This window comes from Streptomyces sp. NPDC059787 (genome assembly GCF_042732315.1).
GTDB lineage: Bacteria > Actinomycetota > Actinomycetes > Streptomycetales > Streptomycetaceae > Streptomyces > Streptomyces atrovirens.
This window is the reverse complement of record NZ_JBHWHX010000020.1, coordinates 20,935-44,919: the sequence shown is the minus strand read 5'-3', so window position 1 is coordinate 44,919 and position 23,985 is coordinate 20,935. Positions and strand designations below refer to the sequence as shown.

The 23,985-nt window shown below is 72.1% G+C and carries 18 protein-coding genes; 13 read left to right on the top strand and 5 right to left on the bottom strand.

The genetic code is table 11. The annotated features are described in order from the left end of the window. Nucleotides 1-22: 22 nt before the first annotated feature. On the bottom strand, nt 23-841 hold the full coding sequence (locus tag ACFV5H_RS20315; RefSeq protein ID WP_385059616.1) for an IclR family transcriptional regulator: 819 nt from the start codon (nt 839-841) through the stop codon (nt 23-25). Nucleotides 842-990: 149 nt separating this feature from the next. Further along, nucleotides 991-2,610, bottom strand: a complete 1,620-nt coding sequence (locus tag ACFV5H_RS20310; RefSeq protein WP_385196390.1) for a bifunctional 3-(3-hydroxy-phenyl)propionate/3-hydroxycinnamic acid hydroxylase — start codon at nt 2,608-2,610, stop codon at nt 991-993. A 106-nt stretch (nt 2,611-2,716) separates the two neighbouring features. Between ACFV5H_RS20310 and ACFV5H_RS20305 the strand changes: the two genes are divergently transcribed. From ACFV5H_RS20305 to ACFV5H_RS20280, 6 genes are all read left to right on the top strand, one after another. Further along, the gene (locus ACFV5H_RS20305) at nt 2,717-3,676 is read left to right on the top strand and encodes an amidohydrolase family protein (protein ID WP_385196388.1); all 960 of its coding nucleotides are present in this window, start codon (nt 2,717-2,719) and stop codon (nt 3,674-3,676) included. Nucleotides 3,677-3,707: 31 nt separating this feature from the next. Further along, on the top strand, nt 3,708-5,168 hold the full coding sequence (locus tag ACFV5H_RS20300; RefSeq protein ID WP_385059599.1) for an aldehyde dehydrogenase family protein: 1,461 nt from the start codon (nt 3,708-3,710) through the stop codon (nt 5,166-5,168). Between the two features lie 317 nt (nt 5,169-5,485). Next, the gene (locus ACFV5H_RS20295; protein ID WP_385059624.1) at nt 5,486-6,394 is read left to right on the top strand and encodes an alpha/beta fold hydrolase; all 909 of its coding nucleotides are present in this window, start codon (nt 5,486-5,488) and stop codon (nt 6,392-6,394) included. Continuing rightward, a complete protein-coding gene (locus tag ACFV5H_RS20290) occupies nt 6,394-8,028 on the top strand; it encodes an FAD-dependent monooxygenase (protein ID WP_385196385.1) in 1,635 nt (544 codons plus the stop codon). Before ACFV5H_RS20295 ends, ACFV5H_RS20290 begins: the two co-directional genes overlap by 1 nt. A 334-nt stretch (nt 8,029-8,362) precedes the next feature. Then, nucleotides 8,363-9,460 carry an amidohydrolase family protein gene (locus ACFV5H_RS20285; RefSeq protein ID WP_385196382.1) on the top strand — a complete coding sequence of 366 codons (1,098 nt, stop codon included), beginning with the start codon at nt 8,363-8,365 and terminating at the stop codon, nt 9,458-9,460. 164 nt (nt 9,461-9,624) lie between these two features. Next, nucleotides 9,625-10,299: a GntR family transcriptional regulator gene (locus ACFV5H_RS20280; protein WP_385059642.1), complete on the top strand. Its 675-nt coding sequence runs from the start codon at nt 9,625-9,627 to the stop codon at nt 10,297-10,299. A gap of 84 nt (nt 10,300-10,383) precedes the next feature. On the opposite strand, the gene ACFV5H_RS20275 is transcribed toward ACFV5H_RS20280, so the two are convergent. Then, nucleotides 10,384-11,673: an MFS transporter gene (locus tag ACFV5H_RS20275; RefSeq protein ID WP_385196380.1), complete on the bottom strand. Its 1,290-nt coding sequence runs from the start codon at nt 11,671-11,673 to the stop codon at nt 10,384-10,386. A gap of 656 nt (nt 11,674-12,329) precedes the next feature. Here ACFV5H_RS20275 and ACFV5H_RS20270 point away from each other — a divergent pair. Continuing rightward, nucleotides 12,330-12,905: an NADPH-dependent FMN reductase gene (locus ACFV5H_RS20270; protein ID WP_385059575.1), complete on the top strand. Its 576-nt coding sequence runs from the start codon at nt 12,330-12,332 to the stop codon at nt 12,903-12,905. A gap of 3 nt (nt 12,906-12,908) precedes the next feature. Here the strand turns inward: ACFV5H_RS20270 and ACFV5H_RS20265 are convergent, their stop codons facing one another. After that, complete coding sequence (locus ACFV5H_RS20265) at nt 12,909-15,275, bottom strand: SpoIIE family protein phosphatase (RefSeq protein ID WP_385196377.1); 2,367 nt, start codon at nt 15,273-15,275, stop codon at nt 12,909-12,911. A 391-nt stretch (nt 15,276-15,666) separates the two neighbouring features. Here ACFV5H_RS20265 and ACFV5H_RS20260 point away from each other — a divergent pair, with 391 nt between their 5' ends. Together ACFV5H_RS20260 and ACFV5H_RS20255 are read left to right on the top strand one after the other, a co-directional pair. Further along, on the top strand, nt 15,667-16,857 hold the full coding sequence (locus ACFV5H_RS20260) for an amidohydrolase family protein (protein ID WP_385196374.1): 1,191 nt from the start codon (nt 15,667-15,669) through the stop codon (nt 16,855-16,857). Between the two features lie 203 nt (nt 16,858-17,060). Then, on the top strand, nt 17,061-18,065 hold the full coding sequence (locus ACFV5H_RS20255) for an ABC transporter substrate-binding protein (RefSeq protein WP_385196371.1): 1,005 nt from the start codon (nt 17,061-17,063) through the stop codon (nt 18,063-18,065). A 53-nt stretch (nt 18,066-18,118) separates the two neighbouring features. Here the strand turns inward: ACFV5H_RS20255 and ACFV5H_RS20250 are convergent, their stop codons facing one another. Further along, nucleotides 18,119-20,446 carry a pyruvate dehydrogenase gene (locus ACFV5H_RS20250; protein ID WP_385196368.1) on the bottom strand — a complete coding sequence of 776 codons (2,328 nt, stop codon included), beginning with the start codon at nt 20,444-20,446 and terminating at the stop codon, nt 18,119-18,121. A gap of 274 nt (nt 20,447-20,720) precedes the next feature. On the opposite strand from ACFV5H_RS20250, the gene ACFV5H_RS20245 reads away from it, so the two are divergent. The 4 genes from ACFV5H_RS20245 (at nt 20,721) to ACFV5H_RS20230 (ending at nt 23,703) form a co-directional block, all read left to right on the top strand. Continuing rightward, nucleotides 20,721-21,200 (top strand): Lrp/AsnC family transcriptional regulator, encoded by a 480-nt coding sequence (locus ACFV5H_RS20245; RefSeq protein ID WP_385059528.1) that lies wholly within the window; start codon nt 20,721-20,723, stop codon nt 21,198-21,200. Nucleotides 21,201-21,532: 332 nt separating this feature from the next. After that, a complete protein-coding gene (locus tag ACFV5H_RS20240; protein ID WP_385196365.1) occupies nt 21,533-22,381 on the top strand; it encodes a fumarylacetoacetate hydrolase family protein in 849 nt (282 codons plus the stop codon). 145 nt (nt 22,382-22,526) lie between these two features. After that, nucleotides 22,527-23,099, top strand: coding sequence for a VOC family protein (locus ACFV5H_RS20235; protein ID WP_385059700.1), 573 nt, complete (start codon nt 22,527-22,529; stop codon nt 23,097-23,099). 238 nt (nt 23,100-23,337) lie between these two features. Then, the gene (locus tag ACFV5H_RS20230) at nt 23,338-23,703 is read left to right on the top strand and encodes a hypothetical protein (protein WP_385196363.1); all 366 of its coding nucleotides are present in this window, start codon (nt 23,338-23,340) and stop codon (nt 23,701-23,703) included. The last annotated feature ends 282 nt before the right edge of the window (nt 23,704-23,985 follow it).

Below are 23,985 nucleotides of genomic sequence, written 5' to 3'. Positions count from 1 at the left end.
GGGGCACCGCGCACCACGGGGTTCACGTGTCGTCTCCGTGCGTCGTGTGACCCAGTTCCTCGGACATGGCCCTGGCCGAGCGCAGCAGTTCCGCGGAGAGACCGGCGAGAGCCTTCTCGGTGATGCCGCGTGCCGGCATGACGAGGGTGACGACCAGCGGGAGCGAGTCACCGGCCGTGAACACCGGGGCCGCGACCGAGGTGACCCCGGGGATCACACCGCCGGAGGTCGTGGCCACGCCGTCGCGCAGGACCTCGGCTCGGATCTCGTCGACACGCTCCCGCGTCGGAGGGTCCAGCGTCGCCGACTCGAGCTGGACGCGCAGCACGGGTTCGGTGAGCTGTTCGGGCAGATGGGCCAGGAAGGCACCGCCCATCGCGCTGTTCAGCAGCGGCATCGTGGCACCGATGCGGACCGTGATGGGGAGGGCATGAGCCCCGTACTCCCAGCGCACGACCACAGGTCCGTGATCGCCCCACACGGCCAGGTTGACCGCGTGGGAGGTCCGGTCCCGCAGTCCGGGCAGGTGTTCGCTCACCAGCGCCACCTCGTCCATTCTGCGCAGCGACTCGACACCGAGCCGCCGCATGGCGGGTCCCATGTCGTAGCGTCCGGAACTGCGGGACTGGGCGACGAGACCGACTCGGGCGAGACTGACGAGGTAGCGGTGTGCCTTGCTCGGCTGCATGCCGCTGGCCGCGGCTATCTGCGTCAGGCTCATCGGGCCGCGCCCCTCTTCGAGGGCCTGCAGCACCGTCATCGCCAGTTCGACGGACTGGATGCCCTGTCGCGCCGGTGAGGCGTCGTTGTTCTCGGGCTCGGGGGGACGCTGGGCTGTCACAGAGGCGATCATAGTGACCGGCTCGTCCGGCCACCGGGGTCCACGCGAAGGGCTCGATCCGTGCTCCGGCCACATGACGACCGCCCGGGGACGGGCGAGTCCGTGGTGAGCCCCGCGCGTGGACACCGTCCGCGAGGACGGTCAGGGCGTCAGGCGTCCACCCGCACGTCCGGTGAGGCGATGCCGCCGTGCACCGTCCTCAGCAGCTCACCGGCGAGACCGACCGCCGCGTCGGGACCGCTCGCGGTGCCGAACACGTAGAAGTCGGGGCGGACCGCGACGGCCGAGCAGCCCAGTTCGGTGAACCAGTCGCGGTAGGTGCCGTCGGTGTCGTGGACGACGGCCGCCTTCGGGTGTGCGGCGGCCCGGTCGCCCGGAACGACGACCCGGACGCCCGCCCGGGCCAGGTCGTCGAGCAGGCGGGAGGTCTCCAGGGCGCTCCGCAGGCCCTCGTCGACGAGCAGGTGGAAGCCGCCGCCCACGATCCGGTCCAGGCGGTCGCGGCGCGTACCGTCGTCCACCACGCCCTGTACCGACAGCTGTCCCCGGCCGGCGTCCGAGGTCCGTGCGAGCAGGCCGTCGTGGAGGCTCGGGAAGCGCATGGCCTCGGGTGTGCCGGATTCCGCGCGGCGGGCCAGCAGGGCCCGGTCGCGCTCGGCGGCACGCTCCGGGTCCCGCAGGGTCTGGAGGCGGCCGAGTTCGATGCCCTTCTCGGTCACCGCGCGCACATGCGGCTCACGCTCGGTCTGATAGGTGTCGAGGATGTCGTCCGGGGCGGTTCCGCGCAGGACGAGGTCCAGCTTGAACGCGAGGTTCTGCGCGTCGCGGAAGCCCGAGCACATGCCCTGCCCGAGGAACGGGGGCATCTGGTGCGCCGCGTCTCCCGCGAGCAGGACGCGGCCCCGGCGCCAGTGGTCCGCGATGAGGGACCGGAAAGTGTACGTGGCGACCCGGATGAGGTCGGCGTCGTCCGGGGTGAGATGGGACGCCACACGCTTCCACACCCGCTGCGGATCCCGTTCGGTCCCGAAGTCGTCCACCGAGTCGAGCATGAAGCTGAACCGGTGGTGCGCGGGACCGAGCGAGATGATCGAAGTGGGACTCAGCGGGTCGCCGAGCTGCAACGCGAGCGGGACCCGCGTCGGGCGGCGGAAGCGGAAGTCGCACACCATCCACGGCTCGGAGAAGCCGTAGTCGTCCAGCCCGACACCGAGCGCCGACCGCACGAAGCTGTTGCCTCCGTCGCAGCCCAGGACATAGCGCGCGCCGACCGTCCGGCGCCCTTCGGGTCCCTCCACGGTGAGCGTGACGTCGTCCGGAGTCTGTTCCAGCGCGACCACGGTGGTGGAGTGCCGTACGTCCACCTGGGGCGTCGACCGGCACACGGCGTCCAGCGCCTCTTCGAGGTCCGGCTGGTACATCATGTTCCATTCCGCCCAGCCGCTGCGTCCGGTTTCGGCGAACCGCTGCTCCCTCAGCAGGTCTCCGCGGCCGTTGCGCCACTCGTAGGTGCGCTGGACGAGCACCTTGGGCAGCAGCTCCTCCGCCACGCCAAGGCGTGCGAGCGTGCGCATGGTCTCGTCGTCGAAGCTGGCCGCCCGCGGCAGGTTGTACAGGCCCGCGTACCGCTCGAGCACCAGGACCCGGTGCCCCGCCTGTCCCAGCAGGCCGGCGACGACCATGCCCACCGGTCCGTAGCCCACCACGGCCACATCCACCGTGGTTCCGTCCGGGACCGGGCCGCCGGCGGCGTCCTCCGTACCCGTCATCGGGCACCTCCATTTTCTCGGGCTTTCCGAAGGGTTGACACCGACGGAACGTACGTTTCACTATCGGTGAAGTCAATGCACATAAGTGAAACAGGTAGAGGTTGCGATGCGGACCATCGGTCTTGAGGAACACTTCGTCACACCGGAGCTGGTGGGTCACGGCGCCTCGGCGGCCGCGATCCTCCAGCCGGAGAAGTGGCGGGAGGCGTCCCGGCGACTGCTCGACATCACCGGCGAGCGGCTGGCCGAGATGGACGCGGTGGGGCTGGACATGCAGGTGCTGTCCCTCAACTCCCCCGGCATCCAGGCCGAGACGGACGCCGCCGCCGCGGTCGCCCAGGCGACGGCCGTGAACGACCTGCTCGCCGGCGTGGTGGCGGACCACCCCGACCGCTTCGCCGGTTTCGCCGCCCTGCCGCTGCAGGACCCGAAGGCGGCCGCCGGGGAGCTGGAGCGCGCCGTCTCCGAGCTGGGCATGCGCGGCGCCCTGGTGAACGCGCACACCCAGGGCCGCTACCTCGACGACCCAGAGCTGCGCGTCGTGTGGGAGCGCGCCGCGGGCCTGGACGTCCCGCTCTACCTGCACCCCGCCAACGGCGTCGGCGTCCCGCACGTCATCGAGGGGCACCCGGAGCTGATCGGACCGATGTGGAGCTGGGGAACGGACACCGCCACCCACTTCCTGCGGTGCGTGTTCGGCGGCGTCTTCGACGACTTCCCCGACGCCAAGCTGCTGCTGGGCCACATGGGCGAGGGCCTGCCCTACGCGCTGTGGCGGATGGACTCCCGCTGGGACTACCACAACCACCACGGCGTCGAGCTGGCCCGGGGCAACCCGTCGGAGTACGTCCGCCACAACCTGTACATCACGACCAGCGGCGTCTGCTCGGCCCCTCCGCTGCTGTGCGCACTGCTCGCCCTGGGCTCGGACCACATCCTCTTCGGCACCGACTACCCCTTCGAGGAGATGGCGGCGGCCACCGAGTTCCTGAGGACGGCCCCGATCAGCGAGGCCGACCGGGCGAAGATCGCCCACGGCAACGCCGAGCGGCTGCTCGGTCTCTGATCCCCTCTCTCCCAAGCAAGGAGTCGCCGGCATGACCCGAGAGAACACGGCACGACACTGGATCGACGGTGAGTGGGTCGGTTCCGCCCGGACCTGCGACAGTGTCGACCCGGCCACGGGCGAAGTGATCGGTACGTACGCGGATGCCGACGCCGGGGTGGGGCGGAGTGCCGTCGACGCGGCGGTCCGCGCCTTCAAGGAGGGCACGTGGCGGCTGGACCCGATGGCGCGGTCCACCGCTCTGAGCCACCTGGCCGACGCGTACGCGGAACGCATGGACGAGGTGATCGGCACTCTGTGCCTGGAGAACGGCAAGCTCCGGCACGAGGCGGGCTTCGAGTCGCACTTCATCCTGCGCGCGCTGCGTTTCGCGGCAGGGCTGGCCGTGCAGCCGCACGGCCGGGTCACCGACACCCAGCCGGGCCGTCAGGCCATGTCGATCCGGCAGCCTGTCGGCGTCGCCGGGATCGTGGTGCCGTGGAACTCCCCCGCCTACCTCTGCATCCGCGCGCTGGCCCCGGCCCTCGCGGCGGGCTGCACGACCGTGGTGAAGATGCCGGGGCAGGCGGCACAGACAGCCGCGCTCATGAGCGAGATCCTCGCCTCCGTCCCCGAGCTGCCGAAGGGAGTGGTGAACGTCGTCGTCGAGTCCGGCTCCGATGTCGCGCGCCTGCTGGTCGAGTCCCCCCGGGTGCCCGCCATCAGCTTCACCGGCAGCACCGCCACCGGGCGGCTCATCGCCCAGGAGGCGGCCGGCCGATTCAAGCGGGTGGGACTCGAGCTGGGCGGCAAGACTCCTCACCTGGTCTTCGCCGACGCCGACATGGAGGCCGCGCTCGCCACCGCCGTCGCGTCGTGCACCGTCTTCGCCGGACAGTTCTGCATGACGGGCAGCAGGGTCCTCGTCCAGCGGGAGATCGCCGACGGGTTCACCGCCGCCCTGGCCCAGCGCCTGGAGAGCGTACGTCCCGGCCCGGCCGCGGATCCGGCCAGCCAGATCGGCCCCCTGATCGACAAGGCGTCCGTCGCCCGGGTCGACGCCGCCGTGGAGGCGGCGATCGCGGCCGGCGCCAAGCCGATCGTCCGCGGCGGCCCGAGCACCCGCCCCGAGCTGGCGGGCGGCGCCTTCTACCACCCCACGCTCCTCGCGGTCTCCGACTCCTCGCTCCCGATCGTCCAGGAGGAGACCTTCGGCCCGGTGCAGACCGTCCAGGTCTTCGACACCGAGGAGGAGGCCGTCGCTCTGGCCAACGACACCGAGTACGGCCTGAGCGCCTGCGTCTGGTCGCGGGACGCGGACCGGCCGGTGCGCGTGGCGCGCGAGCTGGACGCGGGTCTCATCTCCATCAACAGCTGGGCGAACCTGACCATCGAGTTCGAGGAGGGCGGCTACAAGTCCAGCGGCGTGGGCCGGCTCGGGGGCCTGGCGTCCGTGGAGGACTTCCTGGAGTACAAGCAGATCACCCAGGACTACGCGCCGCGGCACCACTGACGGACGCCCCGGCGAGAACGGGACCGCGTCAGCGCGGTCTCCCGGGGGCCGGCCCGCCGGGGCGCCGACATCGTCGGTCCCGCGGGCCGCGCCGTTCCGGACGGTCCGGCGTCATTGCCCGCGCGGACCGCCCAAGGCCCTTGCTGTTATCACATATAACGCCTAGGCTCGCAGAACCCGGTGGCACCCGGATCGGGGCTTCGGTCCCACGGATTCCGGGGCAGCCGACTCCCCCGCGAGCCGCGCGTCGTCGTTCACCGTGTAGTTCCCCTCCTCCGTGCGGCACGCCGGAACCCACCCCTGGCAGGAGGCCACAGATGGCCAAGGAGCACGACCTTCTGACCTTCGAGGTCGACGGACACAAGATCACGGCGCTCACCGCCGGTCCCGCCGAACCGTCCGGCAAACCCCTGATCGCCGCTCTCCACGGCGGTACGTACACGGCGCGGTACTTCGACGTCGCGGGCGCGCCCGAGGGGTCGTTCCTCGATGTCGCCACCGCCCACGGCCACCCGGTGGTGGCCTTCGACCGCCCCGGCTACGGCGGCAGCACCCCGCTGGAGCCGGACGCCAACACGTTCACCCGGCACGCGGAGCTGCTCACCGGCGCCCTGACGCAGGCGATCACGCGCCACGCGGCCGACCGCGTCCTCCTCGTCGGGCACTCGATCGGCGGCATGATCGCCCTGATGATGGCCGCCTCAGCTCCCGGCCTCCCCCTGATCGGTGTCTCGGCGACCGGGATGGGGGCCGTCATCCCGAGCGGCGGAGCGGCCGAGGCCCTCGGTTCCCTTCCTCCGGACGAGACCGTGGACCTGCCGTACGAGGAGCGGGACAAGGTGATGTTCGGACCGGCGCACACCTACAGGGCCGAGGGGATGCGCCAGGCGCACGACTCCTACGCGCCCGTACCGGTGAGGGAGTTGGTCCAGGCTCCGGCGTGGCCGAAGGAGCATCTGCCCACCGTCGCCCCACGGGTCCGCGTCCCCGTGCACAACGCGCTCGCCGAGTTCGACGCCCTGTGGAGCAGCAGCCCGCAGGACGTGGCCCGGTTCGCCGCGATGTTCACCGCGGCCCCCTTCGTCGACGCGAGTGTCGCCCGCGGCACGGGCCACTGCATCGATCACCACACGCTCGGCCACGCGCTGCACCTGCGGCAGCTCGCGTTCGCCGAGGAGTGTGCGCACTGGGCCGCGACGCGGCAGAGAGCCGAGAACGGGAACTGATGTCCTCCGCAGACAACGAGCGCCTCCCGCGGCACGTGCAGGTCCTCATCGCCGGTGGCGGGCCGGTCGGCCTGGCGGCCGCCGTCGAGCTGGGCCGGCGCGGGGTCGACTGCCTGGTCGTCGAGCCGCGCGCCACCGTCTCCAGGGCGCGCCCCCGCTGCAAGACGCTCAACGTGCGCACGATGGAGCATCTGCGCCGCTGGGGTCTGGCCGAGCGGCTGCGGGCGCGCGCGCCGCTGTCCGTGTCCTGGTCCCAGGACGTCGTGTTCTGCACCTCGCTGACCGGCAGGGAGCTGTCCCGTTTCTCCGGCGTCCTGGGGCTCGCGCCGGAGGGTGACCGCTTCCCGGAAACCGGCCAGCAGGCACCGCAGTACGTCCTGGAGGAGGTGCTCCGCGAGGCGGTCGAGGAACTCGCCACGTGCCGGCTCGTCCTCGGCTCGAAGGTCGTCGGCGTGAGCCAGGACGACGACCTGGTGTCCGTGACCGTCGAGGAGGGCGCCGGGAACCCGGGCGTCGTCACCGCCGACTACGTGATCGGCTGCGACGGCCCGCGCAGCGTCGTTCGGGACCGGATCGGCTCCCGCTACCTGGGCGGGGAGGCCTTGCGCCCGAACTTCGGCATGGTCTTCGAGAGCCCCGGCCTGTGGGACCACGTGCGGCACGGGCCGGCCGTGCAGTACTGGGTCGTCAACCCGGCCGCCCCGGCGCTGGTCGGGCCGCTGGACCGGACGAACACCTGGTGGGCGATCGCCTTCGGTGTCGACCGGGCGACCGGGGAGCGCGAGGCACGGCACATCATCGACGCCGTGGCGGGCAGGCCGGTGCGGGCCGAGGTGCTGTCCACCGACCCGTGGACCGCCCGGATGCAGATCGTCGACCGCATGCGCCACGGCAGGGTCTTCCTCGCCGGTGACGCGGCGCACCTCAACCCGCCGTTCGGCGGCCACGGGCTCAACACCGGCATCGGCGACGCCGTCGACCTGGGCTGGAAACTCGCGGCCGTGCTCGCCGGCTGGGGCGGGACGGACGTCCTCGACAGTTACGAGAAGGAGCGCCGCCCCGTCCAGGAACGCGTCATCCACGAGGCGACCGCCAACATGCGCGTGCTCTCCACCGAGTTGCTCGCCGACGACCTCGACGCGGAGGACCGGGCGGGTGCCGAGGCCCGTCGGGCCGCGGGCGCGCGTATCCAGGAGACCAAGAAGGCGGAGTTCCACTCCCTCGACCTGGTCCTCGGACTCCGTATCGCCGCCTCACCGATCGTCCCCGCGGACCGGGACGGACGGGAGGGCGCCGGGTGGACGGGTGCCCGGCTGCCCCACGTGTTCCTCGAGGACGGCCGTTCCCTGTACGACGTGCTCGGTGACCATCTGACCCTGCTCGTCCTCGGACGCGGTGCGCCGGTGACGGCCGTCGAGGAGGCCGCACGCCTGCGGGACGTGCCGCTCACCGTGGTGCGCCTGCCGGAGTCCGTGTCCGCCGGCTACGCCGAGGTGCTGGGCGCCCGCCTCGCCCTGGTCCGCCCGGACCAGGTGGTCGGCTGGCTGGGGGACGAGGCCCCCGAGGACGCCCTCGCCCTCGTCGACACGCTGAGAGGCTGTGCGCGCCGGGGCGGGACCCCGGCACCTCACTGATCCTGACCGTCTCCGGACCACCTCTCCGGAGCCGGCCTCCGGCACGTCGACGCGGGTACCCCGCCGCCCCGTCGTCCGGCGCCCGCGCGCGCCGACCACCAGACCCCGCCCCGGCCGCGTCCTGTCCGAGGTACCTGCCTCGCGGCCGGGGCGGACCAGTGTCCGCCGCCCGGTTCTTCCCCCCGCTTCGCCCGAGCGCGGCGCACCCGCACGAAGACGACCGCACGCCCTCCGGCCGCCCCACACCCCCGCCGGTGCGGGACGGGGCACCTCCTTCCCCGCACCAGGAACACCTCTGCCGAGGAACCCCCTCTCCCGAAAGGAAGCAGCACACATGAGCGCCAACCGATGGACGAGACGACAGGTCCTGAACACCACGGCGGGTACGGCCGCGGTCGCCGGCACGTCCGCACTGATGACGCCCGGCGTCTCCGAGGCGCACGGCGGCAGGCCCGACCCGCACGGCCGGCTGCGGATCATCGCCATCGAGGAAGCCATCGTCCTGCCGGGTCTCATCACCCAGGGCACGGCACTGAACGGCGCGATCCCCTTCAAGCCCGAGGTCACCGCCGAGTGGTTCAAGCGGCTTCCGGACGTCACCGAGTACCGGCTCGCCGACATGGACGCGAACGGCGTCACCATGCAGGTGCTCTCCCTCACCCCGCCCGGGGTGCAGACGCAGCCCGACGCGGCCATCGCCGTACGCGACGCGCAGGTCGCCAACGACGCGCTGGCCGGCGTCGTCGACGCGCACCCCACCCGGTTCGGCGGGCTCGCCGCGCTGCCCCTCCAGGATCCGCAGGCGGCCGTGCGGGAGGCCCGGCGCGCCATGCACGACCTCAAGATGGCCGGGTTCCTGGTCAACGGCCACACCAACGGCCACTACCTGGACGAGCCGCAGTTCCGGCCCGTGTGGGCCGCGCTGGAGGAACTGGGCGCCGCGATCTACCTGCACCCGACGCCGGCCCCGACCGGTGAGTGGGGTCTGCTGAAGGGCCGTCCCGAGCTGGTCGGTCCCCTCTACAGCTGGGCGGCGGAGACCGGTGGGCACGCCCTGCGGGTCATCCTCGGCGGCGTCTTCGACGACTTCCCGGGCGCCAGGCTCATCGTGGGCCACATGGGCGAGTTCCTGCCGTACCAGATCCCCCGCCTCGACGTGCAGATCGAGAACATCAACACCAAGGTGCCGCTGAAGAAGAAGCCCTCCGAGTACCTCACGCAGAACATCGCCATCACCACCTCGGGCGTGATGGACGACAATATGCTCCAGGCCGCCATCAAGGCGGTGGGCATCGACAACGTGCTCTTCGCCATCGACTACCCCTTCGAGAAGAGCGAGCAGGCCGTCGGGTTCCTGCGCAGGGCGAGCCTGTCGGCCGGTCACCGCCGGAAGATCGCCAGCGGCAATGCCGAGCGCATCCTGAAGCTCTGACCGCCCTGCTGACCCCGCGCCCCGCACCCGTGCCCGTCACGGTGCGGGGCGTTGTCGGCGACGGACGGAACCCCCGGTGCGCCCTTGTCATGCACGCAGCTCCCATACCGGGGCGTAGTTATAGTTGATATCCACCACCGGACGGCCGAAGCGAGGGACACACCGTGGCGACACCCCGAGGGGCTCTCCAGCCCATCACGTCACGGTCCGTGGTGGAGCAGGCCACCGAGGAACTGCGGCGCGCGATCCTCGCCGGCGACCTGGCCCCCGGTGCGGAGTACTCGCTGCGCGAGCTGGCCGGCATGCTCGACATCAGTTTCATCCCCATCCGTGAGGCACTGCGCAGTCTGGAGAGCGAGGGCCTGGTCATCATGCGGCCCGGCCGCAGCGCCGTCATCACCCCGCTCGACCTCGACGACCTGCACGGCATCTACCGCCTCCGGCGCGCCCTGGAACCGGAGATCGCCCGGCGTTCGTGCGGTCTCCTGACGGACGAGGAGCTGGACCTGCTGGAATCCCGGGCCATCGACTTCGGCTCCCGGGAACACGGCATGGCCGACATCTACGACGACCATCACGCCTTCCACCTCGCCCTCCTGGCGCCGGCCGCGACCGCCTGGGACATCCGGGTCCTCACCACGCTCTGGCGGGCAGGGGAACGCTACATCCGCATCGGCTTCGGCCGGCTCGACCCCGATCCCACCGAACACGAGCGGCGCGGCAAGGCCCACACGGACCTCGTGGCGGCCTTCCGCACCCGCGACCCCGACGCGGTCGCCGTCGCCGTCGAGCAGCACCTCGCCCGCAACGAGAAGATCGCCTTCTCCGCCCTGTCCTGAACGCGGCCGCCCCCGGCGGTGTCCGAACCGGTCTGCCGGTCGCACACCGCCGGGGGCTTTTCCGTGCCTGTAACGGGCTCCGGGTCACTGGGCGAGGGGCGCGTCCGCCTCGGCGGGGGCACCGGCCGGCGCGGCGGCGGACGTACGGCGGCCCGACCGCAGCAGTCCGATCAGGAGCGCGCCGAGGAGCGCGGGGACGACGAAGGCGTAGAAGCCGGCCTTGGACGAGCTGATCAGCACGGTGACGGCGGCCACGTAGCTGGGGCCGACGATGGCGCCGACGCGGCCGACGCCGAGGCTGAAGCCCAGCGCGGTGCCGCGCAGCCGCGCCGGGTGGGCGTGGGCGACGTAGATGTTGACGAGCGCCTGGGTGCCGAGCGCACCGAAGCCGGCGACGGCGGAGGCGGCCAGGAGCAGGGGGCGGGGCTGCGGCGTGCTCAGGGACATCATGGCGACGGCGGCGAGGAGGAAGCTGACGATCGTGGAGACCTTCAGCAGCCCGCGGTCGGCGACCAGGGCGGCGCCGAGGGTGCCGATGACGGCACCGACGTTGAAGGCGATGGAGAACTCCAGCGAGGAGCTGAGGTCGTACCCGTTGTCGACCATCAGCGTGGGCAGCCAGGTGCTGGCGCCGTAGACGATGACGAGCCCGGAGAACGTGGCCGCCCAGAACAGCAGGGTGGAACGGCGGTACTGCGGCCCGAGCAGGCGGCGGAGCCGGTTGCCGGACTCCTCCGTCCCGGCGGCCGGGGCGGTCTCGGCCTTGGCCTCGGCCGGGTGGTCCTGGACCACGGCGGGGACCAGGCGCCACACCACGGGGATCAGGATCAGGGGGATGACGCCGAAGAGGAAGAGGGTACGGAAGTCCCACTCGGGCAGCAGGGTGCGGCCGACGACGCCGGTGACGATGCCGCCGATGGCCAGTCCCGTCGTGGCGGTGCCCACCTGGAGGGAGTGCCGGGCGGGGTCGGCGGCCTCGCTGACGTACGCGGTGACGAGGGGGATCAGGGCGCCGATGCCCATGCCGGTGAGGAAGCGGGTCGCGCCGAACAGGGCGAGGTTGCCGGCCACGGCGCTCAGCAGCATGGCCAGAGAGAGCCAGGCCAGGCTGATGGTCATGGGCAGGCGGCGGCCGTAGAGGTCACCTGCCCAGCCGGCGGCGATGGAGCCCAGGGGCATGCCGAGCGCGGTGAGACTGCCCAGCAGTCCCAGCGTCGACTTGGTGACGTCCCAGTCGGGATGGTGGAGCAGGGAGGGGCCGACCGCCCCCAGGATGAAGAGGTCGTACCCCTCGATGCACAGGATGACGAGCCCGAGGACCACCGCGGGACCGGGGCGGGCCCCGGTCGTGGGTGTGCCGGGGGTGGAATTCATGTCCGTACTCCTCATGAGGGACTGCACGAGCGGGAAGGCCACGGCGGACCGAAGAGGTCGTGGGCGCGCGATCGGGCCGATCGCGGGATGGCCCGACGACTCCCGGTCCCGCCCGGCGGAGGTGACCGACGGGCGGGGCCCGGGTGGGGGCGGTCGTCGGTGGAGAAGGAAGCGCCCCTGCCGGGGGGCACGAGGTGCCACGGCGGGGAGCGTGCCCAAGAGAGCGCGCCCGGTGGCACCGGCAGCGTGTGGCACACGGTGTGTCGCGTCGCGAGACGCGTCGCCGGGCGTCACGGACGGCATGTCCGACAGCGCATGCGCAGCGGGCGGGCAGGGTGCCCTTCCCCGCCACGGTCGCACCGCGGGGAACTGGCAGTGATGCTGGGGCTCGCAACGGGCGCATGTCAATGCCTGTGCCGTGCCGGCATCGGCGGACCGCCGCGAGGAGGGTTCCCGGATCCGACGCGGTCGTGGACGGACCGCAGCCCTCCTGCGCAGGAAGAACACCGAAGGCCCCGTGCCCTCTTGACGCTCCGCCCCACACCGTCGCATGATCAGAGTAATCATCATGATGATTCAGGGGCGAGCGGGATTCCCTCCGACTCCGTCGCGCTCACCCCAAGGACGTCATCGGACGAAGACCAAGAGGAGTGACCGTGACAAAGCTCGAGATCATCGTGGCCAGCACGCGCCCCGGCCGTGTCGGCCCAGTGATCGGAAGCTGGGTGGAGACCATCGCCGTCGAACACGGCGGCTTCCACGAGGTGGAGGTGGTCGATCTGGCCGAGGTGAACCTGCCGTTCATGAACGAGCCGCTTCACCCGCGTCTCGGCCGGTACACCCACCGGCACACCCTCGACTGGAGCGCCAAGGTCAGCGAGGCGGACGCCTTCGTGTTCGTCATGCCGGAGTACAACTACGGCTACAACGCGGAACTCAAGAACGCCATCGACTACTTGCACAACGAGTGGAAGTACAAGCCCGTCGGCCTGGTCAGCTACGGGGGCGTCTCCGCGGGCACCCGGGCAGCTCAGATGATCAAGCAGGTGGTCACGACCCTCAAGATGACCCCCCTCTTCGAAGCCGTCTCGATTCCCTTCGTCCACGAATTCGTCAAGGACGGTGAACTCACGCCGAATCAGGTCATGACCTCTTCGGCGAAGGCGATGCTCGACGAGCTCACCCGGGTGACCGCCGCGCTCCGCCCCTTGCGCGAGGCCGACGTTCGGTAGCCCTCAGGCGGACAGCTCCTGCTCGACCCAGATGGTCTTGCCGCTCGGCCCGTACCTGCTTCCCCAGCGGCGGCTGAGCTGGGCCACCAGGAACAGGCCCCGGCCTCCTTCGTCGGTGGTGCGGGCGCGGCGCAGGCGGGGCTGCGTGTTGCTGGGGTCGGTGACTTCGCAGAAGAGCACCTCGCCGCGGATCAGGCGCACACCCACCGGCCCGCCCGCGTACCGTACGGCGTTGGTGACGAGTTCACTGACGATCAGTTCGGTCACGAAGGCGTTGCCCTCACATCCCCATTCGGCGAGCTTGCCGGTCGCCGCCTCCCTGGCCGAGGCCACCGCCGCAGGGTCGGCCGGGAACTCCCAGGAAGCGACATCGGCCGCGTCGAGCGCGGAAGTACGGGCGAGCAGGAGAGCCGCGTCGTCGCGCGGCGGGGGCCCCTCGACGTCCGTCATGAGGGTCCGGGCCAGCGCGGGAAGGTCACCTCCGGAACTCTGGAGTCGCGCCAGCCGGTCCGTGAGGTCACGCGTGGCGTCGTCGATGTCGGTGCCGTACCGCTGGAGCAGGCCGTCCGTGTACAGGGCGAGGAGACTGCCCGGCGGCACGTCGACGGTCCTGGCCTCGAACGGCAGACCGCCCACGCCGAGCGGCGGCCCCGGGTGGACGGCGACCGACCGGGCGGGTCCGCCCGGCACCGCCATGATCAGCGGAGGGTGGCCTGCCGCTGCGACCGTACAGCGGCGGGTGACCGGATCGTGCACGGCCACCAGACAGGTGGCGCCGACCGCGTCGCGGTTCGCGGGATCCGTCTCGTCCGCCAGCCGGGTCACCAAGTCGTCGAGACGCGTGAGCAGTTCGTCGGGCGCCAGTTCCAGATCCGCCAGTGTCTGCACGGCGGTACGCAGTCGTCCCATCGTGGCGGTGGCGTGGAGACCGCGGCCGGTCACGTCCCCGACGACGAGGGCGGTCCGGAGGGACGGGAGTTCGATCGCGTCGAACCAGTCCCCGGCGATCTCGGCGCCGCCCGCCGCCGGCACGTAGGCGCCCGTGGTCTCCATGACCCGGGTGGACGTGGTCGCCTGGGGCAGCAGACGTCTCTGGAGGGTGACGGCGGCGCGGTGTTCCCGGGTGTAGCGACGGCAGTTGTCCACGCTGAGAGCCGCGTGCGCGGCGACCTCGGTCAGCAGGGCCGCGTCCTCGTCGTCGAAGGGGTCGGGCCGGTCCGCGCGCCAGACAGCCACGTCGCCCAGCACCAGGCCGCGCGCGAAGAGCGGGGCGACGGCCATGGAGTGACCGTCTTCGGGTGCCGCGAGCCGTACGCGAGCCGGATCGGCCAGGCCCCGTTCCAGGGCGGCCCTGTCGACCACGATCGTGCGGCCTTCCTGGAGGTTCCGCACCATCGGCAGGTCCGGGAGGGGCGGAACGGCACCGCCGGGCTGGAGGAGTTCCCCCGGCCATGAGCCGTCCGCGGAACACACCGCCGCCCTGCGCAGGTGGAGGTCCCCTCCGCCGAAGGTCTTCGGCGGCTCGTCCCCCGTGAGGACGGCGTCGGCGAGATCGACCCACGCGTAGTCGGCGAAGTCGAGAACCAGCATGTCGACGATCTCCTGCGCCGTCCTCCTGACGTCGAGCGTGCCCCCGATCTCAGCCGACGCCCGATGGCGCAGCTCGCGCCGGCGAGCCGCTCGCCAGTGTTCCGTGGCATCGGTGAGCAGGACCGCGACGCCCGTGGGCCGGCCGTTCCCGTCTTCCGTCCGTACGGCCGACACGGACCAGGACCAGTCCCCGTACGTCGGCTGTGCCGACCTCACCCGCTGGTCGCGCCCGGCGAAGGCCTCACCGGATTCCAGGACACCGCGCAAGGCCGCTTCCGCGACGGCGGCATCGGACGGGCGCATCACGTCGGAGAGCCGGCTCCCCACGGGAAGCGGCGGCCCGGGGAACCTGCCGTACACGATGTTGGTCCGCACGACGGCCAGCTCCGTGTCCCGCAGGACGAACCCGATCCGGTCCTGGGAGAGCAGCGCCCGTGACAGGGCCTCCGCCCGCTCGGTCTCGGACGCCCGGTCGGCGGTGACGGCGAGGATCAGCATCTGCGTGCTCTCCCGCAGCCGCTCGACGCGGTAACAAACGGTGACGGGCCGCCCGGAGCGGCGCAGCAGCGTGACCGTGCCGCTGTCCGGCACGGTGCCCGCGGCAGCGGGGCCGGGCCCGGCCAGCAATCGCAGGACGGAACGGCCCAGTACGTCCGAAGCAGGCCGCTCGAGGAGGTCTTCCGCAGCACGGGACCACCCGGTCACGACACCGCGACGATCGACCAATGCGGCCGCCGCATCGGCCAGTGGACCGCCGCTGTCCGCGTTGCTCACCCTCATGGCGTCGGCACCGCCTCTCCTACCGGGCCGGTGATCCCATCATGTCCCGACGGCGGATCCCACGCCTTCCAGCGGCTGCTTCCCGTCGGCGTCTGACGGCCGGTCACCGGGGGAAGCCGGAGGGTTGCTGTTATCACATATAGCGGCTACGGTCGGTCCGTCCCGATGCCACCCGGGCGACCCGGCCGAGGCTGCCGGGACCGCACCCGACAGCGCTGCTGCCGGACTGTCCGCCCGTGTCGCGAAACCGGCTCCGCGCGGCCGACAGTCGCGGGCCCCGCCCCACCGTGGACCGGCCGACACCCTCGCCACCCCCGCCCCCGCCCCCGCCCCCGCCCCCGGGCATGGACGCTCTCCGCCTTCCGCACCCACCCGACAGAAAGGCACAACGATGTGCATCAGCCACCGGAACCGACGTGACTTCCTCAAGACGGCCGCGGCAGCCGGCATCGCCGTCGCCGGTACGCAGGCGCTGGCGGTGCCCGGCACCGCCCACGCCCGGGAACACACCGCCGGCTTCGGCGACAAGGTCGCGTTGACCGATGTCCGGGTCTTCGACGGCAGTGGACTGACCGCACCGCGCACCGTGGTCATCGAGAACGGGCGGATCGGTGTCAGCGCCTTCGGCGCGCGCAGCATCGACGGCGAGGGTGCCGTCCTGCTTCCCGGGCTGATCGACGCCCACATCCACCTGCGAGACGTGAGCACCCTGCGGCAGCTGGCCGGTTCCGGCGTGACGACCGGCCTGGACATGGCCTGCTTCCCGCCCTCGGTCGCCGACTCGCTGCGCGGGCTGCCCGGCCTGACCGACATCCGCAGCGCGGGCACTCCGGCGGTGGCGCCCGGAAGCCCCCAGAGCCACCTGCCGACCTTCCCGGCGGACGCGGTCCTGACCGGGCCGGACCAGGCCTCCCGGTTCGTACGCGCCCGGATCGCCGAAGGGTCCGACTACATCAAGGTCATCATCGATGAACCGGGCCCGGCACCGGAGACCGTCAAGGCCGTGACGACGGCGGCGCACTCATTCGGCAAGCTCGTCATGGCCCACGCGACCACCACGGCCGGCGTGGAGCGGGCGCTGGACGCGGGCGTCGACATGATCCACCACGTACCTCTCGGCAGCCCCCTGCCCACCGGGGTGGCGGAACGGTACACCGCCACCGGCACCGTCGCCGTGCCCACCCTGACCATGATGGAGGGCTTCGCCGGTCTCGGCATACCCGGCATGGACTACGCGGCCGCCGAGGGCAGCGTCGCCGCGCTGCGCCGGGCCGGCGCCCGGATCCTGGCGGGCACGGACGCCAACAGCACTCCGGGGATCCCGGTGCAGCCGCCGTTCGGTACCAGCCTCCACCACGAACTGGAGCTGCTGGTCCGCTCGGGCCTCACCGCCCGGGAGGCGCTGCGGGCCGCGACCGACCTGCCCGCCCGGTCCTTCGGGCTGCGGGACCGCGGTGTCATCCGCCCCGGATACCGCGCCGACCTCCTCCTGGTCGACGGCGACCCGCTCGCCGACATCACCGCCACCCGCGCCGTCCGGCGCGTCTGGGTCGGCGGTGTGGAGCACTCCCCCACCCCCTGACCGGGCTCCCCGTACCACCGCGACCGGCGTGCGTCTCCCGGCCGGACAGCCGGCCGGGAGACGGTGACCGGGGCGCGGCGCAGCACAGGACACCCAGGGGGCGGCCGTGGAAGGCCGAGCCGGCACACCGTCGCCGCCGGGCACAGCAAGGGTCACCGAGCGCCTGCGGGCGCTCCCCGTTCCTCCACCGAAGAAGTGGCGCCATGACTTTCCCAGCTCCGACCGAATCCGTGCGCCGGCCGAGAGGGGTTCCCGCCCTGCTCGCGGCCCTCGGACTGACGATGACCGCGGCCGTCGGCTGCTCGGCATCCACAGGGACCGAGGAGGTGGACGACAGCACCGTACGGGTGGTGCTCGTCGACGCGGCACCGCCGAGCCTGCCCCTGCTCGCGGAGAAGAACGGCGACTTCACCGCCCAGGGCCTCGACGTGTCGATCTCCTCGCTGCCGAGTACGCACATCACGTCCTTCGCCTCCTCTCTCGGCGGGGAGTACGACATCGCCTGGGGTACCCCCGCCGACGTCATCGCGGCGGCCTCGCAGGGTCAGGACATCACGGTGATCGCCGGAGCGTACGTCGACAGCGACGAGCGCCCGCAGGCCCAGATGTACGCCGCCGAGTCGGGCACGGTCGACTCGGCGACGGACCTCAGCGGCAAGCGGCTGGCGGTGCCGTCCCTGTCCGGCACTCTTTTCCTGGCGGTGCTGACATCGCTGAACAGGGCGGGCGTGGACATCGACGGCGTCCGGCTGGTCGAGGTGCCCTTCTCCGACATGCTCCGCACACTCGACGCCGGCCGGGTCGACGCCATCGCGACGGTCCAGCCGTACATGAACGCGGTCGAGGCCGCCGGGCACCGTCCGCTCGGCGACCCCTTCCTGTCGGTCGACTCCCCCGCCGTCGCCGGAATGTGGATCGCGGACCGCGCATGGGCGGAGAAGAACCCCGGAACGATCTCCTCCTTCGTCGCGGCCCTCGACTCCGCCGACTGGTGGGCCTCGTCCCACGAGCGGGAGGCACGGGCCTTCCTGTCGTCCGCGCTGGGGACACCGCGCCAGGTGGCGGCGACGGCTCCGCTGCCCGACTGGGACAGCTCGATCTCGCCGGAGGCACTGACGCCGTGGATAGAGGCCGTCGCCTCCTCGGGACAGGTCCACGGCACCTTGCCGAAGGCCGAGGAACTCGTGTCGGTGTCCGAGGAGGACTGACCGCGTGCCGTACGGGGGGGCCGCCGCCGAACCGTCGGCCCCCGTACGGCGGTTCACTCGGTGAGGTCGAGTGCGGCGCCGACGATGCTGTCGGCGTCGATCCCGTGGTGGCGGTAGACCTCGTCCAGGGAGCCGGACTGCCCGAAGCGGGTGACGCCCAGCCGGCTGATCGGCACCCCGTGGATGTTGGCCAGGAAGGCCAGTGTGTGCGGGTGGCCGTCCAGGACGGTGACCATCGGGGTGGCCCGTTCCGCGGGGAAGACCTGGTCCAGGATCCAGTCGGGCGCCTCGCCGTGCCCGACGCGGGCGTCGAGGGCCTTGTAGAGCAGTCCCGGGCTGGTCACGCACACGACGTCGGCCGGGATGCCGAGGTGCTGGAGGCGGTCCGCCGCGGCCAGGGCCTCGGTCATCATGGCGCCCATGGCCGCGATGGTGACCTTCGCCCCGTCCTGCCGGCGCAGCGGATACGCACCGGCCACGACCTGGCGGCGGCGGCGTTCCCGGGCCGCCGGGTCGGTGGGGACCCGGGCGAGGGTCTGGTCGACGGGGCGGGTGGACAGCCTCAGGTAGGCGGAGCCGCCGTCCGGTCTGCCGAGGCGGGACAGGGCGGCCAGCAGCGTCCACTCGGTGTCGAGGGCGAACGCGGGCTCCCAGGTCGTGCAGCCGGGCTGCTCGATACCGAGGGACGGCGTGGTGATGGACTGGTGGGCGCCACCCTCGGGCGCCAGGGTGACGCCGGACGGGGTGCCGACCAGGATCGACTGACCGCCGGCGTAGATGCCGTAGGACCAGGGTTCCAGGGCGCGGTTCACGAAGGGGTCGTACATCACGCCGACGGGCAGCAGCGGCTCGCCCCAGCGGCTCCAGGTCGCGCCCAGCTCCCCGAGGAGGCCGACCAGGTTGGTCTCGGCGATGCCCAGTTCGATGTGCTGTCCGGTCGGCCGCTCCCGCCAGTGCAGGATGGTCTCCGCGTCGTCGGCGAACCAGTCCACGCGCTCGGTGGGCGACCAGACGCCGACCTTGTTGACCCAGCCGCCCAGGTTGGTCGAGGAGCTGACGTCGGGGCTGACCGTGACCACCCGTCGGGCCGCCTCGGGTGCGCTGCGGGTCAGGTCGAGCAGCGTACGGCCGAGGGCCGCCTGGGTGGTCGCGACGCCCGTAGGGGTGCGGCCGATGTCGGTGGGGACCGCCGGGGGCGCCGTCCCGGTGATGACGTCCCGGCGCAGCCGCGCCCCGGTCTCGGCGCACAGACGGGCCGCCGCCGAGTCCGCGGGGAAGCCCTCCCAGGGGTCGTCAAGGTCGGCGCCCACCTCTCCGGCCAGCTGCCGCATCTGGTCCTCCGTCAGCAGGGAGGAGTGGTTCTGCGGGTGGCCCTGGGTGGGCAGACCGTGGCCCTTGACGGTGTACGCGAAGATCACCGTGGGCCGGTGGTCGTCCACCTCGGACAGCGCGGCGTCGAGGGCGGACAGGTCGTGGCCGCCCAGGTTGCGGACCGCCTCCATCAGGGTCGCATCGTCCGTCTCCGCCAGCAGCCCGGTGATCGCCGGGGCTTCCGGTCCGGTGCCGGGCAGCCGGTCACGCAGCTCGTCGGCCGAGCAGCGCAGCAGGCGCTGGTACTCGGGGTTGGACATGTCGTCGAGGCGGACGCGCAGAGCGTGTCCGCCGGGGCGCGCGAACAGCTTCTCCAGGAGGGTGCCGTACTTGAGGGTGAGCACCTGCCATCCGGCCGCGGCGAACATGCCGTGCAGGCGGCCGGCGGCGATGTTCGGCACGACGCGGTCCAGGGACTGCCGGTTCAGGTCGACGATCCAGACCAGTTCGCCGAGTTCGGCGACCTGGGGGTCCATCAGGGCCTCCCACACCGCGCCCTCGTCCAGCTCGGCGTCACCGACCAGCGCGTACTGACGGCCCTTGAAGCCCTCGTCGGCGCTCTTGTCGGCGTAACGGCGGGCCAGGGCGCCCCAGATCGTAGCCGTGGCCCCGATGCCGACCGACCCGGTGGAGTAGTCGACGGTGTCGGGGTCCTTGGACCGGCTCGGGTAGCTCTGGAGGCCACCGAAGGCGCGCAGCGTGGGCAGATAGGAGGCGTCCAGTTCACCGAGCAGGTGGTTGACGGCGTGCAGGACCGGCGAGGCGTGCGGCTTGACCGAGACCCGGTCCTCGGGGCGCAGATGACGGAACCACAGGGTCGTCATGATCGACACCATCGAGGCGCACGAGGCCTGGTGACCGCCGACCTTGAGGCCCGACGGGTTGGGGCGCACCCGGTTGGCGTGGTGCACGATCGCACTGGACAGCCACAGCACGCGGTCCTCGATCTCGTGCAGCACGTCGAGGGCGGCGGCCGGGGCCCGCCGGGGGGCGGCTGGTGCGGTGGTCATGACGGAACGGTCTCCTCGCGCTCGGCACACCCGGCGCGCGGACCCGCGGCCGGCTGTGACTTGGGACGAACCACGGCGGCGTGAAGAGCGCGCCGGGGGGGCGCCCCGGCGCACATCGGGCCGGCTCACGACCGGATCACGGTCGGCGGCGTGCTGCCAGGGGCGGATCCTGCGGACGAGGAGACCACCCGTTCAGGACGGTGCACAAGAACCCGCGAGGAAATGACGCAGAATGCCCAATCACCCGCCCTCTCAACCCCGGAAGGTGCGCACCGTGCCCAACTCCGAGCGGATCCACCCCACCGACGCACGCCTGCTCCTGGCGCTCGCCGCCCATCCCCGGGCCACCACGGTGGCACTCGCAGAGGCGAGCGGGCTGAGCCGCAACACCGTCCAGGCACGCCTGACGGCGCTGGACCGCACCGGCGCCGTGGGTTCCTTCGAGCGCCGCGTCGACCCCGCGGCGCTCGGTTATCCACTCGGCGCGTTCGTGACCACCCAGGTCGCCCAACGCAGGCTGGACGAGGTCGCGCACGCGCTCGCGGCGATTCCCGAGGTCCTCGAGGTGTACGGGCTGACCGGCGACACCGACCTGCTGGTCCATGTGGTCGCGACCGGCGCCGAGGACCTGTACCGCGTGGCCGGCCGCATCCTCGGCATCCCCGGGGTGGAGCGCACCAGTACGGCACTCGTCATGCGCCGGCTGGTCCCCTACCGGCTCGCCCCGCTGCTGCACCGAGCCGCCGCCGGCTGATCACGGGCCACCGGACGGCCCGGCCGCCGCGGATCCGGGGCCCCGGCACGGACGCCCGAACCCGCCGGCCACTCGACCGGAAATCCGTCGACCCCGACTCCTTGCTGTTATCACATATAGCGTCTTACTGTATGACCAGCACCCGGCCGATGGCCCCGTCCCGTGGACGTCCACAGCTCCGACGGCTGCACCGACGCCACCCCAGCCGACGGATCCGACAGGATTCCGCGGCCACCTTGCCCGCTGTCCGCCCTCAGGGGTACGGCAAGACACTGCCCGGCCCGGACGACCGGCCGGGGGCCACCCCCTCCCAGGAACACAGGAGCAGTTCCGTGCGTATCGCCAACCTCTCCGGCCGTCTGGTCCTCGTCGTCGACGGTCTCGCCGTCGACGTCGAGGAGGCCAGCGGTGGCCGCTTCACCGCGGACCCGCAGGCCGTATACGAGCGGTGGAAGGAATTCCGTCAGTGGGCCGCGCAGACCCGTATGCCCGAAGGAATCCCCTTCGATCCCGCCGCTCTGGGCGCTCCCGCGCCCGCCCCGCGGCAGATCGTCGCCGCCGGCCTGAACTACCGCGACCACGCGGCCGAGTCCGGGTTCGCCCTGCCCGAGACGATGCCGCCGGTCTTCACCAAGTTCGCCACCAGCATCACCGGCCCCGTCACCGAGGTCACCCTGCCGCCCGGCGGCCACACCGACTGGGAGATCGAACTCGTCGCCGTCATCGGCACCCGCGCCCACCGGGTCCCCGCGAAGTCGGCCTGGGACCATGTCGCCGGACTGACCGTGGGCCAGGACATCTCCGAGCGCATCACGCAACTGGAGGGTCCCGCACCGCAGTTCAGCCTCGGCAAGTCCTTCCCGGGCTTCGCCCCCATCGGGCCGTGGCTGGTCACCCCGGACGTGTTCGACGACCCCGACGACCTGGGGCTGCGCTGCACCGTGAACGGCGAGGAGGTCCAGAAGAGCCGCACCGGCGACCTGATCTTCTCCGTACCCGAGCTGATCGCCCGTCTGTCCTCGGTGATCCCCCTGCTGCCCGGCGACGTCGTCTTCACCGGAACCCCGGCCGGTGTCGGTCTGGGCCGTGACCCGCAGCGCTGGCTCGCCCCCGGTGACGAGTTGGTCAGCGCCATCGAGGGCATCGGCGAACTGCGCCAGACCTTCGTCGCACGGACCTGACCCCTGACGGCCACGCTCCCGCGAGGCCGTCCGCACATCCCGCACGCGACCCGAACCCGGCGTGCGGGCGCACCACCGGCCTGCCGACCGGCCGGTGACAGCCCATCGCGGGTGGACGCCCGCAGACCCGATCGAGGAGGACCGAATGTCCGCCACACCGAAGTTCGCCCACGTCGTGTTCCAGACCAGCAACCCCGACGGCATGCGGGACTGGTACTGCGCCGTTCTCGACGGACACGTGGTGTTCCAGAACGAAGGCCTGTGCTTCATCACCTATGACGAGGAGCACCACCGCGTCGCCCTGCTCACGCCGCCGGTCGCCCTGGACCGCAGGACACCCACGACGGCCGCGGCCCACCACGTGGCGTACACCTTCGACCACCTCGACGACCTCCTCGCCCGCTACGAGCTGCTGCGCGACAAGGGCATCGCCCCGGCGGTGTGCATCGCCCACGGCGTCACCACGTCCCTGTACTACCAGGACCCGGACGGCAGCTTCGTCGAGATGCAGATCGACGTCTTCGCCGACCCCGACGAGGCGACCGCCTACATGAGGGGACCGGAGTACAGCGCCGACGCCGTCGGCCCCGCCTTCGACCCCGAGGCCATGCTCGTCGCCCGCCGTTCCGGAGCTGCCGTCGAGGACCTGATCCACCGGTCCTGGGCCCTGAAGGCCGGCCTGCCCGACCCGATGCTCGTCCTCACCGGGGCCGTCTGAGCACCGAGCGGGGCCCGTACACACCACCGGGGGTGCCGGGACGTCACCGGCACCCCGTCGGCGCGCCGCCGCCCGGCGGTCCGAGGCCGGTCGCCCCGCCCGGCCGCGCGCCCGTATCCACCGTCTGGAGGACCCCCTGAGCGCGTCCAGTGACCACGCCGACTGTTTCATGTGCGGCCTGGAACAGAACGAAGACTCCGCCGTCGTTTTCCGTGACCCCCTGTGGTCGGGGGAAGTGGTGCCCGGCTACGACGTACCCGGCTGGTTCGTCCTGCGGGCCCGTCGGCACGCCGAGCGCATCACCGGGCTCGACGAGGCCGAGCTGGCCTCGTTCGCCCGCCGCACACGTGACCTGGTCGCGGCGGTGACCGAGGTGACCGGCGCGCCCGCGACGTATCTGATGGTCTTCGGGGAGAACCATCCGCACTTCCACGTGCTCGTCACGGCTCGTGGTGAACACGTTCCCGCGGACCGGCGCAACGGGAACATCCTCCGGCTCCGGACCGAGCACGCCGACCCGGAGGCCGCCGCCCGTCTGGTGCCGGCGGTGCGCCGCGCCTACAAGCGCCTTGCCGGCGAGGGCGCGTACCCGCAGTCGGCCTGAGCACCGAAGAGCGAGCGGGTCCCGACCGTCAGAGGGCCGGGACCTGTTCCGTGCCCGCGCACCGGATGGGACGCAGGACGTGGGTGCCCGGAGCCCCTCGCCGCCGCCGTGCCCTCCACGGTGCGCGCGGTTCCGTCAGCCCTCGTCCGTCGAAGACGCGGACGTGCGGCAGGACCGTCCCGGCCGGGCCGAGGACGACGGGTCCGGTTCGGGTCACCGGGGAGCTTCCGTACGTGTACGAGTGCGGACCGGGTGGTGTGTCCGTCCGGCGACGGCCGATGG

Bases quoted from the DNA above. Each gene is read 5' to 3' on its own strand.
- ACFV5H_RS20265 (WP_385196377.1), bottom strand. From the start codon at position 15,275: ATGAGGGTGAGCAACGCGGACAGCGGCGGTCCACTGGCCGATGCGGCG.
- ACFV5H_RS20285 (WP_385196382.1), top strand. From the start codon at position 8,363: ATGAGCGCCAACCGATGGACGAGACGACAGGTCCTGAACACCACGGCG.
- ACFV5H_RS20305 (WP_385196388.1), top strand. From the start codon at position 2,717: ATGCGGACCATCGGTCTTGAGGAACACTTCGTCACACCGGAGCTGGTG.
- ACFV5H_RS20310 (WP_385196390.1), bottom strand. From the start codon at position 2,610: ATGACGGGTACGGAGGACGCCGCCGGCGGCCCGGTCCCGGACGGAACC.
- ACFV5H_RS20260 (WP_385196374.1), top strand. From the start codon at position 15,667: ATGTGCATCAGCCACCGGAACCGACGTGACTTCCTCAAGACGGCCGCG.
- ACFV5H_RS20290 (WP_385196385.1), top strand. From the start codon at position 6,394: ATGTCCTCCGCAGACAACGAGCGCCTCCCGCGGCACGTGCAGGTCCTC.
- ACFV5H_RS20235 (WP_385059700.1), top strand. From the start codon at position 22,527: ATGTCCGCCACACCGAAGTTCGCCCACGTCGTGTTCCAGACCAGCAAC.
- ACFV5H_RS20295 (WP_385059624.1), top strand. From the start codon at position 5,486: ATGGCCAAGGAGCACGACCTTCTGACCTTCGAGGTCGACGGACACAAG.
- ACFV5H_RS20275 (WP_385196380.1), bottom strand. From the start codon at position 11,673: ATGAATTCCACCCCCGGCACACCCACGACCGGGGCCCGCCCCGGTCCC.
- ACFV5H_RS20300 (WP_385059599.1), top strand. From the start codon at position 3,708: ATGACCCGAGAGAACACGGCACGACACTGGATCGACGGTGAGTGGGTC.
- ACFV5H_RS20250 (WP_385196368.1), bottom strand. From the start codon at position 20,446: ATGACCACCGCACCAGCCGCCCCCCGGCGGGCCCCGGCCGCCGCCCTC.
- ACFV5H_RS20255 (WP_385196371.1), top strand. From the start codon at position 17,061: ATGACTTTCCCAGCTCCGACCGAATCCGTGCGCCGGCCGAGAGGGGTT.